Genomic DNA, 10,483 nt, shown 5'->3' with positions numbered 1-10,483 from the left:
CGCGCGAGGGAGGCCCGACCGGCACCGCCGTCCCCCGGCGGCCCGCCCCGGCCGCGAGTTCGCCCGCCGTTCCGCCGGGCCTACGGAGCGTTCACCGTCCCGACATCGGCGCTGGTCATCCCTACCGGGTCTTCCGTTTTCCCTGCCTCATGATGATCCGCTACCCGTGCGCCGCGGCCATCGCCGCGACCGTCCTGCTGCTGGTGGCGGCGTCCGGATGCCGCGACGCCGCGCCGGAGAGCGCCGTGCCTCCGGCGGAGGCCGTCGCCGCCGGGGTGCGGGGCGTGTGCCTCGGCTACAACGGGCTCGACCGGCTCAATCCGCTCGCGGAGACCGCGGCCGGGCGGTTCCGGACGGTCGGCAGGGAGCCCGTGCGGGTCGCGTCCGGGACGGACGTCGACTGGAGCCTGGACCCGTACGGCGACCGGACGTGGCTGCTGTGGTTCCACTCCCTCGAATGGCTCGGCGGGACGATCGAGGCGCACGAGCGGACGGGCGACGCCGCCGCCCTCGACCTCGCGGCGGGGATCGTCCGGGACTGGCTGGCCGACAACCGCGATCCGGAGCGGTTCGGGGCGGACCGGCGCGAGGCGATCGCCGAGGGGACCAAGTTCCGCCTCGCCACGCTGGTGTGCCTGCGCGGGCACCGGGCGGCGCCGTGGCTCGACGCGGCCATCGCCCGGCACGCGTCCTGGCTGGCCGACCCCGAGCACTACTCCGGCCCCTGGAACCACGGCACCGACGAGTCGATGACCCTGCTGGCGGCCGCCTGCGCGATCGGCCGCCGCGACCTGGCGGACCTCGCCGCGGGGCGGCTGCTGGACTCGGTGTTCGACCCGCCGGACGGGGTCCGGCCCGCGATCGACGCGCAGGGCGCGAACAACGAGCAGTCGACGCACTACACCGTCTACAACCGGTCGCGGTGGCGGAAGGCGATGACGGTGATGCGCGCGTGCGGCCGGGCCGTCCCGCCCGAACTGGAGCGCAGGCACGCGCTGATGGACGAGTTCATCGCGTTCCAGACGACCCCGGCCGGGGACCTCGTGCAGATCGGCGAGTCGCAGGCCGGGAGGGCCGAGGACATCGGGACGGCGGGCGGCGGGCCGCTCGCCTACGTCGCCGCGCGGGGGAAGAAGGGCGCACCGCCGGACGCGCGGGCGCGCGTGTACGAGGCGGGGTACGTGATGGGCCGCTCCGGCTGGGGGAACGGCGAGCGGGCTTACGAGGACGAGATGGCGTACACGGCGCGGTTCGGGCCCGGCCGGTACGCGCACGGCCACAACGACCACATGGCGCTGACGTTCTTCGCCCTCGGGCGGGACGTCCTCGTGCCGAGCGGGCACGTCGGGTACAACGACCGGGCGTGGCGCGAGTGGCTGCACTCTCCGCGCGCGCACAACACGTTCGTCGTCGAAGGGGCGGCGTTCGACCACGCCGCCGGGACCGAGCTGACGCGGCACCGGTTCGCGGACGGCGCCGACACGTTCTCGTTCTCCGACAGGGCGTTCGCCGGGACGACCCGGACCCGCTCGGTGCTGGCGGCGTCCGGTCCGGACGCGCTCGCGGTGCTCGACGAGGCCCGCTCGGCGGCGCCCCGCGCCATCACGCAGTCCTGGCACCTCCCGGCGGCGTTCACCGCGGCGGCCGAGGGAACGGGCGCGGTCGCCGAGGCGGACGGCGTCCGCGTCCACTTCGTCCGGATCCCGCTGCCGGGCTCGGCGGCTCCGGGCGCGGCCGAGGCGGTGCGGGGCCGGGCGTCGCCGCCGCAGGGGTGGGTCTTCCCGGGCCCGGGGAAGCGGGTCGCCGCGCCCGTCGTCGAGTTTCGGGCCCGCGGCGAGCGGGCCCGGATCCTGACGCTGATCGCCCCGGTCCGGGGCGGGGCCCCGCCGGAGGTCCGGGCGGCGCCGCTGCCGGACGGCGGGGTGCGGGTGGAGGCGCTGCTGGACGGGCGGCCGCTCGTGTTCACCGCGGCCGCCGACGGCACCCTCCGCCGCGAGCGGTGACCGGAACCCGCGGGCGGCCCGCCCCCGCCCATCGTGGGGTTATTTAGCACCCCAAATGCCTTTTATTGGGCTGACCCCTAAGATCTCATGCCATGCTGCGGATCGCGTACGTGCTGATGGCCGCGGTGCTGCTCGCCCTCGCGACGCCGGCCGCGGTCCTCGCCGCCCCGGCCCCGGGCGCGTCCGCCGACGGGCTGCGGGCCGACCGGATGGCCCGCGCACTGCGCGAGAACCCCGTGTACGTCACGGACCACATGCTCCGTGCCGTCCCGCCGGATACCGGCCCCCGCGTCGCGCGGGCCCTCGACCGGCTCGACGTGCCCTATTACGTCGTCGTTTTCCCGGCGTCGCTGGAGTCCTATGTGGACCAGGAGAAGTTCGCCGCGCTGCTGTACGACCGCCTGAACCGCCCCGGCCTCTACCTCGTGCTGAACCACCGCAGCGGAGCGGCCCGGATGTTCGGCGGCGGGCGCTCGGTGCCCGCCGAGGACGCCCTGATGTCCGCCCGGTCCCGGCTGCCCTCCGACGCCGGCGTGGTCAAGCTGGTGGACACGTTCGTCCAGGTGATCCTGGACGGCACCGCCGACGAGCGCCTTCCGGTCGACCAGCAGCCGAAGTCGAGGGTGCGCATCCAGCTCGACCGGCGGGAGCGGCAGGAGGCCGCGGCGGCCGCGGCCGAGCGCGCCGCCGTGCTCGGCGGCACCGCGCTGGGCGCCCTCGCCACGATCGGGCTGCTCACCGGAGTCGGCGTCCGGCGGGGGCGCACGCGGAAGAAGCGGGGCGCGAAATGAGAAGGCACCTCCGGCGCGCCGCGTCGCTGCTCGCGGCGCTCGCCGCCGCCGTCCTCGCCGTGCCGCTGCTCGCGCCGCCCGCCGCCGCCGGCCCGGACGATCCGCTGCCCCGGCTCCCCGACCACGGCTACGCCCGCGTGGACCGGATCGCCGCCGCCCTCGCGCGCGACCCCGTCTTCGTCGACCCCGACCTGCCGACGGCGCTGCCCGGCGCGGACCTCGCCCGCGTCCGGGCGGAGGTGCGGGACGCCGCCGCCGAACTGGGCGTCCCGGTCCGGGTGGTCGTGGTGCCCAACCCGGCGGAGTCGGAGTCGCAGGGGCAGGGCCCCCTGCTCGCCCGCCTGCTGCAGCAGCGCACCGGGACGGGCGGCCTGTACGTCGTGGCCGACGCGCGCGGCTGGCTGGACGTGACGGCTTTCGGTGTCCGCCGCCGGCTCACGGCGATGGACTACGAGGACGAGAGGCCGCCCGAGGACGACCGCCTCGCCGGGCTCGGCGGGCGGATCATCGACCGGATCCGGGAGGTGCGGGCGCTGCCCGCCACCGAGACCCCGCAGAACCGCGGCCTCTACGGGACGCTGGACCCGTTCGGCGCGGAGCACGGGCCGCTCCGCGACGTCGAGCCCGAACCCGCCGGGCCGTTCTTCCTCGGGCTGCTGCTCATCGGCCCGGCCGCCGGCGGCGCCCTCTACGCCGCCGTGCGGCTGGTCCGCCGGTGGCGGCGCAGGGACCGCACGGACCGCAAGCGGCCGCAGGCGCCGTCCGCGCCCAGCCTGCGGTGGCTGCGGCGGCAGGCCGAGAGCGAGCTGGCCGCGCTGCGCACGGCGCTCGTCGGCGCCCAGGGCGACGGCGCAGCGAACGAGCGGCGCGCGACGGAGGCGTTCGACGCCGCGCAGATCCTGTTCGACGACATCGGTTCGGACTCGGACCGCGCCCACGACCTGGTCGTGGTGATCGTGCTCGCCCGGGACGGGGCGGCGGCGCTCGCCGGGAACCGGGCGGCCCCGCCCTGCTTCGTCAACCCGCTGCACGGCCCGGCCGAGCGGCGGAAGCGGATCCGCGCCGCCGGCCGGAACGAGCGGCGGCGCGTCTGCGCGCCGTGCGCCGACGCGCAGCATTCCCGGATCGCGTCGCTGACCCTGCGGATCCCGCGCCCCGGCGGGAGGGTCCCCCACCACGACCTGACCGGCCCGTGGGTCGCCGCCGAGTACGGTGCGCGCGCCCCGCTGGCCGCGGAGGTCCTCACCCATCTCGGAGTCGAGTCATGACCGCCCCCTCCCCCGGCGAGGAGATCGCCGCCGCGCTGCGCCGGTCCCCGCTGTACATCGACCCGTCGCTGGAGTCGGCGCTGCCCGCGGAGCGCAAGCGGCGGGTCCTGGCGGAGCTGCGCCGGCAGCCCCGCCCGACGTACGTCGTCCTCGTGCCGATCATCGCGGGCGGCACCTGGCAGGAGCCCGAGCAGCTCGCCGCCGTGGTCCAGTCCCGGCTGGGCGGCTCCGGCGCCTTCGTCACGCTCGGCGACTACTCCGACGCCCTGGCCTCCCGGCTCGTGCCGGACGATCCGGGCAGCGACGAGAGCCGCGAGGTGCGCCGCGCGGCCCTCGCGGTCACCCTGGACCCGAAGTTCAAGAAGGCGTCGCTCGCCGACCGGCTGGACCGGACGCTGGAACTGCTCCGCACCCGCAAGGGCAACGAGGAGTACCAGAAGCAGGCGAAAGCGCTGGACGCACGGTCCCGCGAGCGGTCCGGCGGCGCGGGGGACGGCGACGGCGGGTTCCTCGGCCCCGCGCTGGGCGGCGCGGCGGTCGCGGCGGCGGCCGTCGGCGGGCTGCTGCTGTGGCGGCAGCGGCGGATGGCGGCGGCCGCACAGGCGCGGACGTCCGGGGCCGACGCGCTGCTGCTGCCGCGGACGGTGTTCGCCACGGCGGACCGCGCCACCCTCGACGAGCTGCGCGCCCAGGCGTCCGCCGAGGTCATCGCGTTCGGCGAGGCGCTGGACCGCACCGACCTGCCGGGCGGCGACCCCGCGGTCCGCGGGCCGCTGGCCCGCGCGCTGGACGCCTACTCCGCCGCCGGGAAGGTGCTCGACGCCGCCCGCGGCGTCCCCGACCTCGCGGGCGTGCTGGTGCTGGTCGACCAGGGGCGGGACGCGCTCGCCTCGGCGGCGTCCCTGGCCTCCGGCGGCCCGGAGATCCCGGCCGAGCCGCTGTGCTTCTTCAACCCGCTGCACGGCGACGTCGCCGAGCGGCTCACCTGGCGGCCGCCGGGCACCCGCCGCAGCCTGCACGTGCGGGCCTGCCGGGAGTGCGCCCGCGCCGCGAAGAACCGCACCGCCCCGAAGTACCTGCTGGACGAGCGCGGCGACCGTCCCGTCCCGTACTTCGAGGCGGACCCGGAGGGGAGCGTGTGGGCCGCGACCGGGTACGGCCAGCTCCGCGACGACCTGATCGAACGGATCCTGCGCGGCGACCACGCCCGCTGACGGGCCGCGCCGCGGCCGTCCGGCGGGCGCCGGACGGCGCGCCGCCGGGCCGCGTCAGGGGGCGAGCATCTCGGCGGTGAGGTTCGCCTCGGTGCCGGGGATGCCCTGGTCGCCGGCGCGCTTGTCGGCCATGGCGAGCAGACGCCTTATACGGCCGGCGATGGCGTCCTTGGTCAGCGGCGGGTCGGCGAGCTGGCCCAGCTCCTCCAGCGACGCCTGCTTGTGCTCCAGCCGGAGCCGCCCGGCGTTCACCAGGTGCTCGGGCGCGTCGTCGCCGAGGATCTCCAGCGCGCGCGCCACCCGGGCGCCCGCCGCGACCGCCGCGCGCGCCGAGCGGCGCAGGTTCGCGTCGTCGAAGTTGGCGAGCCGGTTCGCGGTGGCGCGCACCTCCCGGCGCATCCGCCGCTCCTCCCACTGCAGCACGGCGCCGTGCGCGCCGAGCCGGGTCAGCAGGGCGCTGATCGCGTCGCCGTCGCGGACGACGACGCGGTCCACCCCGCGGACCTCGCGGGCCTTCGCGTGGATCTTGAGCCGGCGGGCGGCGCCGACCAGCGCGAGCGCCGCCTCCGGGCCCGGGCACGTCACCTCCAGCGACATCGACCGGCCCGGCTCGGTCAGCGACCCGTGCGCCAGGAACGCGCCCCGCCAGGCCGACTCGGCGTCGCAGGCCGCCCCCGCGACCACGTGCCGCGGCAGCCCCCGCACCGGGCGGCCGTTGTTGTCGATCAGCCCCGTCTGCCGCGCCAGGGACTCGCCGTCCCGGAACACCCGGACCACGTACCGGTTGCCCTTGCGCAGCCCGCTCGGCGCGAGCACCACCACCTCCGAGGTGTGCCCGAACACCTCCGAGATGTCCTTGATGAGCCGCCGCGCGGCGACGTTCGTGTCGATCTCTGCCTCGATCACGATGCGGCCGCTGACCAGGTGCAGACCCCCCGCGAAACGCAGCAGCGTCGAGACCTCCGCCTTGCGGCAGCACGGCTTCAGTACCGTGAGCCTGCTCAGCTCGTCCTTGACCACACCGGTCATCGCCATCTGTTGACCCCTCCCCCTATCGGACTTCCAGCAGTGTGGCCGAAAACGGCCGCGCCGGTCGTCACTCGCTGAATATCTGTACGAAGGCTTGGGCCAGGCGGGCGGGTTCATGACGCGGGGAGCCGTCGTCGGCGGCGACCCCGGCGAGCACGAGGCGCCCGCCGAGCTCCCGGACGGCTTTGTCGAGCGCGTCCGGGTCGTCCACCACGCCGTCGTCGGCCAGGACCACGTCCACCGTCAGGTCGGGGGCGTGCGCCTGGAGCACCTCGAGGTGGCGTTGGGGGGAGAAGTCGTCGGTCTCGCCGGGCTGCGGAGCCAGGTTCAGCGCGACGACGCGGCGGGCCTTGGACGAGGTCAGGGCGCGGGCGAGCGCGGGCACCTTCAGGTGCGGGAGCACGCTGGTGAACCACGAGCCGGGGCCGAACACGATCCAGTCGGCGTCCTCGACCGCCGCGATCGTCTCCGGGCAGGCGGGCGGGTCGGCCGGCACCAGGGACACGCCGAGGACGGCGCCCGGGGTGCTGGCGCACGCCACCTGACCCCGCACCCGGCCGACCTCGTCCGGGCGGGACGGGTCGGCGCCGCGCACCTCGGCGACGATGTCCATCGGGACGGCCGCCATCGGCAGCACCCGCCCGTGCGCGCCCAGCAGCCGCCCCACCCAGTCGAGCCCGGCGACGGTCGAGTCGGGGTTCTCGGCGAGCAGCTCCCACAGCGCGACGATCAGCAGGTTCCCGACGGCGTGGCCGCGCAGGTCGCCCTCGCTGCGGAAGCGGTGCTGCACGACGTCCCGCCAGGTCTGCCCCCACTCGTCGTCGCCGCACAGCGCCGCGAGCGCCATCCGGAGATCGCCGGGCGGCAGCACGCCCAGTTCGCGGCGGAGCCGTCCGCTGGAACCGCCGTCGTCGGCGACCGTGACCACGGCGGTCAACCGGTCGGTGACGCGGCGCAGCGCCGACAGCGAGGCGTACAGTCCGTGGCCGCCGCCGAGCGCGACGACCTTCGGCCCGAGGGGCTTCACCGTGCCGTTTCTCTCCTCGTCCGGGACCCGCACCGGGTCACCGCGGCCCGGGTCTCACTCACGGCCGAGATCACGATGGGCGACCTGCACGTCGAGGCCCTCGTCCCGCAGCCGGGCGGCGATCTGTTCCGCCATGGCCACACTACGGTGTTTGCCGCCGGTACATCCCACGGCGAGCGTCACGTAGTGCTTGCCCTCGCGCTCGTACCCGTCGGCGAGCAGCCGCAGGACGTCGGTGTACGCCTCCAGGAACTCCTTCGCGCCGCGCTGCCCCAGCACGTAGTCGCGGACGGCGCCGTCCCGCCCCGTCTTCGGCCGCAGCTCGGGCACCCAGTGCGGGTTCGGCAGGAACCGGCAGTCGACGACCAGGTCGGCGTCCACCGGCAGGCCGTACTTGTACCCGAACGACACCACGGTGGCCCGCAGCCGCGACTCTCCCGTGTCCGTGCCGAAGTAGCCGATGATCTTCGCGCGGAGCTCGTGCACGTTCAGCCCGCTGGTGTCGATCACCAGGTCGGCCTCGGCGCGCACCTCGCGGACCAGCTCCCGCTCCCGCGCGATGCCGTCGACCAGCCGCCCGTCGCCCTGCAGCGGGTGGGGCCGCCGCACGCTCTCGAACCGCCGCACCAGGTCGGCGTCGCTCGCCTCCAGGAACACCACCCGCGGGTGGACGCCCCGCGCCTCGAGCTCGGCGATCGAGGAGTGCAGGTCCTCGGTGAAGGCGCGGCTGCGCACGTCCACCACGACCGCGATGCGCGGCACCGCGTCCTTCACCCGCCCGCCGAGGTCGGCCATGGTGGCCAGCAGCCCCGGCGGGAGGTTGTCGACCACGAACCAGTCGAGGTCCTCCAGCGACTTGGCCGCGGTGCTGCGGCCCGCCCCGGACATCCCGGTGACGATGACGATGTCCGGAATCTTGGTCTCGCTGGTCACGCCCGTCTCCCCCTGTGCTCCCCGTCGGCCGCGGGCCCGCCCGCGTCCGTGTCCGCGGGCCCGTCGCCCGGTTCCTTCCCCGTCGTGCTCCCCGGGCCCGTGCCCGAGGCCGTGCCGTGCTCCGTCGTGCCGTGCTCCGTCGTGCCGTGCTCCGTCGTGCCCTGCTCCGTCGTCTCCGGACCCGGTGCTCCGTGGCCCGGTGCTCCGTGGCCCGGTGCTCCGTGGCCCGGTGCTCCGTGGCCGGTCGTGCCGTGCAGCGCGGCGACGATGGTCTCGGCGCTGCGCAGCCCGATGCCCGGGACCTCGGCGACCTGCTCCGGCGTCGCCTCCTTCAGCCGCTTCACCGAGCCGAAGTGCTTCAGCAGCGCCGAGCGCCGCGCCGGGCCCAGACCGGGAACATTATCGAGTTCGCTGAACGTCATGGCCTTGGAACGCCGCTGCCGGTGGAACGTGATGGCGAACCGGTGCGCCTCGTCGCGGAGCCGCTGGACGAGGAACATGCCCTCGCTGTTGCGGGCGAGGATCACCGGGTCGTCCTCCCCGGGCAGCCAGATCTCCTCCAGCCGCTTGGCGATGCCGCAGACCGGGATGTCCTCGATGCCGAGCTCGTCCAGGGCCCGCTGCGCCGCCGCGACCTGCGGCGGGCCGCCGTCCACCACCACCAGGTTCGGCGGGTAGGCGAACTTGCGCGGCTTCCCGGTCTCCGGGTCGATCGGCGTCCCGCCGTCCGGCGTCCCCCCGGTCTCGGCCTCCGGGTCGCCGAGCGAGTCCAGCTCGCCGGTCCGCTCGCTCTCGGCCAGGTAGCGGCGGAACCGGCGGGTGATCACCTCGTGCACCGAGCGGACGTCGTCCTGCCCCTCCACCGCCTTGATCGTGAACCGCCGGTACTCGCTCTTGCGGGCCAGCCCGTCCTCGAACACGACCATGGACGCCACGACGTTCGTGCCCTGCAGGTTCGACACGTCGTAGCACTCGATCCGCAGCGGCGCGTCGTCCAGCTCCAGCGCCTCCTGCAACTCGCGCAGCGCCACGCTGCGGGTCGTCAGGTCGCCGGCGCGGCGCGTCTTGTGCTGCTTGAGCGCCTCGTGGGCGTTGCGCTCGACCGTCTCCAGCAGCGCCTTCTTGTCGCCCCGCCGCGGCACCCGCAGCCGGACGGGCCCGCCGCGGCGCTCGGCCAGCAGCTCGGCCATCGGGTCGGGCTCGGGCGGCAGCTCCGGGACGAGCACCTCGCGCGGCACCGCCTCGCTCTCCCCGTAGATCTGGATGAGGAAGTGCTCGACGAGGTCGGCGGTCGTGACCTCCTCGACCTTGTCGACGACCCAGCCCCGCTGCCCCCGGATGCGGCCGCCGCGCACGTAGAACACCTGGACGGCCGCGACCAGCTCGTCCTCGGCGAAGGCGATCATGTCGCAGTCGGTGCTGTCGGGCAGCACCACCGCCTGCTTCTCCAGCGCCCGCTCGAGGGCGCGCATGTCGTCGCGGAGCCGCGCGGCGCGCTCGTACTCCTGCTCGGCGGCGGCCGCGCGCATCGCCGTCTCGATGCTCTTGATGAAGCGGCCCGTCTCGCCCGCCATGAAGGCGCAGAAGTCCTCGGCGAGGGCCCGGTGCCCGTCGGGCGAGACGCGGCCGACGCACGGCGCGGAGCACTTGCCGATGTCGCCGAGCAGGCACGGCCGGCCGAGCTGGTGCTGCCGCTTGAACACGCCCGCGCTGCACGTCCGGACGGGAAACACGCGCAGGAGCTGGTCGACCGTCTCCCGGATCGCCCAGGCGTGGGAGTACGGCCCGAAGTAGCGCACGCCCTTGCGTTTGGCGCCCCGCATCACCATCACCCTCGGGAAGTCCTCGCCGAGGGTGACCGCGAGATAGGGATAGGACTTGTCGTCGCGGTAGCGGACGTTGAACCGCGGATCGAACTCCTTGATCCAGGAGTATTCGAGCTGCAGCGCCTCGACCTCGGTGCCGACGACCGTCCAGTCGACCCGCGCCGCGGTCCGCACCATCGTCTGGGTGCGCGGGTGCAGGGCCGTGAAGTCGGCGAAGTAGGAGTTCAGCCGCGAGCGCAGGTTCTTGGCCTTGCCGACGTAGATGACGCGGCCGTGCTCGTCGCGGAACCGGTACACGCCCGGGGACTCCGGGACGGAGCCGGGTGCTGGTCGGTAGGTCGCCGGATCTGCCACGCTCGAAATGCTAGTGGGCGGTGCCGACACGCCGCGCG

The 10,483-nt window shown here is 75.3% G+C and carries 8 protein-coding genes; 4 read left to right on the top strand and 4 right to left on the bottom strand.

Going from position 1 to position 10,483, the window contains the following annotated elements; genetic code table 11:
- The first annotated feature begins 152 nt into the window (after positions 1-152).
- The 4 genes from DMH08_RS07610 to DMH08_RS07595 all read left to right on the top strand — a co-directional run bounded on the left by DMH08_RS07610 (position 153) and on the right by DMH08_RS07595 (position 5,276).
- Positions 153-2,003 (top strand): heparinase II/III domain-containing protein, encoded by a 1,851-nt coding sequence (locus DMH08_RS07610; protein WP_158642268.1) that lies wholly within the window; start codon positions 153-155, stop codon positions 2,001-2,003.
- A 92-nt stretch (positions 2,004-2,095) separates the two neighbouring features.
- Positions 2,096-2,794 (top strand): hypothetical protein, encoded by a 699-nt coding sequence (locus DMH08_RS07605; protein WP_125612595.1) that lies wholly within the window; start codon positions 2,096-2,098, stop codon positions 2,792-2,794.
- The gene (locus DMH08_RS07600; protein ID WP_125612593.1) at positions 2,791-4,062 is read left to right on the top strand and encodes a hypothetical protein; all 1,272 of its coding nucleotides are present in this window, start codon (positions 2,791-2,793) and stop codon (positions 4,060-4,062) included. The genes DMH08_RS07605 and DMH08_RS07600 overlap by 4 nt, the downstream gene beginning before the upstream one ends.
- Positions 4,059-5,276, top strand: coding sequence for a hypothetical protein (locus DMH08_RS07595; RefSeq protein ID WP_125612592.1), 1,218 nt, complete (start codon positions 4,059-4,061; stop codon positions 5,274-5,276). The genes DMH08_RS07600 and DMH08_RS07595 overlap by 4 nt, the downstream gene beginning before the upstream one ends.
- Before the next feature lie 54 nt (positions 5,277-5,330).
- Here DMH08_RS07595 and whiA read toward each other — a convergent pair whose 3' ends face one another.
- The 4 genes from whiA to uvrC form a co-directional block, all read right to left on the bottom strand.
- Complete coding sequence (gene whiA, locus DMH08_RS07590; protein ID WP_026406102.1) at positions 5,331-6,311, bottom strand: DNA-binding protein WhiA; 981 nt, start codon at positions 6,309-6,311, stop codon at positions 5,331-5,333.
- Positions 6,312-6,372: 61 nt separating this feature from the next.
- Positions 6,373-7,332, bottom strand: coding sequence for a gluconeogenesis factor YvcK family protein (locus DMH08_RS07585; protein ID WP_026406103.1), 960 nt, complete (start codon positions 7,330-7,332; stop codon positions 6,373-6,375).
- A 54-nt stretch (positions 7,333-7,386) separates the two neighbouring features.
- The gene (rapZ, locus tag DMH08_RS07580) at positions 7,387-8,265 is read right to left on the bottom strand and encodes an RNase adapter RapZ (protein ID WP_026406104.1); all 879 of its coding nucleotides are present in this window, start codon (positions 8,263-8,265) and stop codon (positions 7,387-7,389) included.
- A complete protein-coding gene (gene uvrC / locus DMH08_RS07575) occupies positions 8,262-10,445 on the bottom strand; it encodes an excinuclease ABC subunit UvrC (protein ID WP_125612590.1) in 2,184 nt (727 codons plus the stop codon). Before uvrC ends, rapZ begins: the two co-directional genes overlap by 4 nt.
- Positions 10,446-10,483: the final 38 nt, after the last annotated feature.

Source organism: Actinomadura sp. WAC 06369, assembly GCF_003947565.1.
Lineage (GTDB): Bacteria > Actinomycetota > Actinomycetes > Streptosporangiales > Streptosporangiaceae > Spirillospora > Spirillospora rifamycini.
Note: the sequence above shows the minus strand (reverse complement) of the source record. Positions and strands in the feature narration are given on the sequence as shown.

What these genes read in the sequence shown, in the direction of transcription:
- whiA (WP_026406102.1), bottom strand. Translation starts at nt 6,311, where the DNA reads ATGGCGATGACCGGTGTGGTCAAGGACGAGCTGAGCAGGCTCACGGTA.
- DMH08_RS07610 (WP_158642268.1), top strand. Translation starts at nt 153, where the DNA reads ATGATCCGCTACCCGTGCGCCGCGGCCATCGCCGCGACCGTCCTGCTG.
- DMH08_RS07605 (WP_125612595.1), top strand. Translation starts at nt 2,096, where the DNA reads ATGCTGCGGATCGCGTACGTGCTGATGGCCGCGGTGCTGCTCGCCCTC.
- DMH08_RS07600 (WP_125612593.1), top strand. Translation starts at nt 2,791, where the DNA reads ATGAGAAGGCACCTCCGGCGCGCCGCGTCGCTGCTCGCGGCGCTCGCC.
- DMH08_RS07595 (WP_125612592.1), top strand. Translation starts at nt 4,059, where the DNA reads ATGACCGCCCCCTCCCCCGGCGAGGAGATCGCCGCCGCGCTGCGCCGG.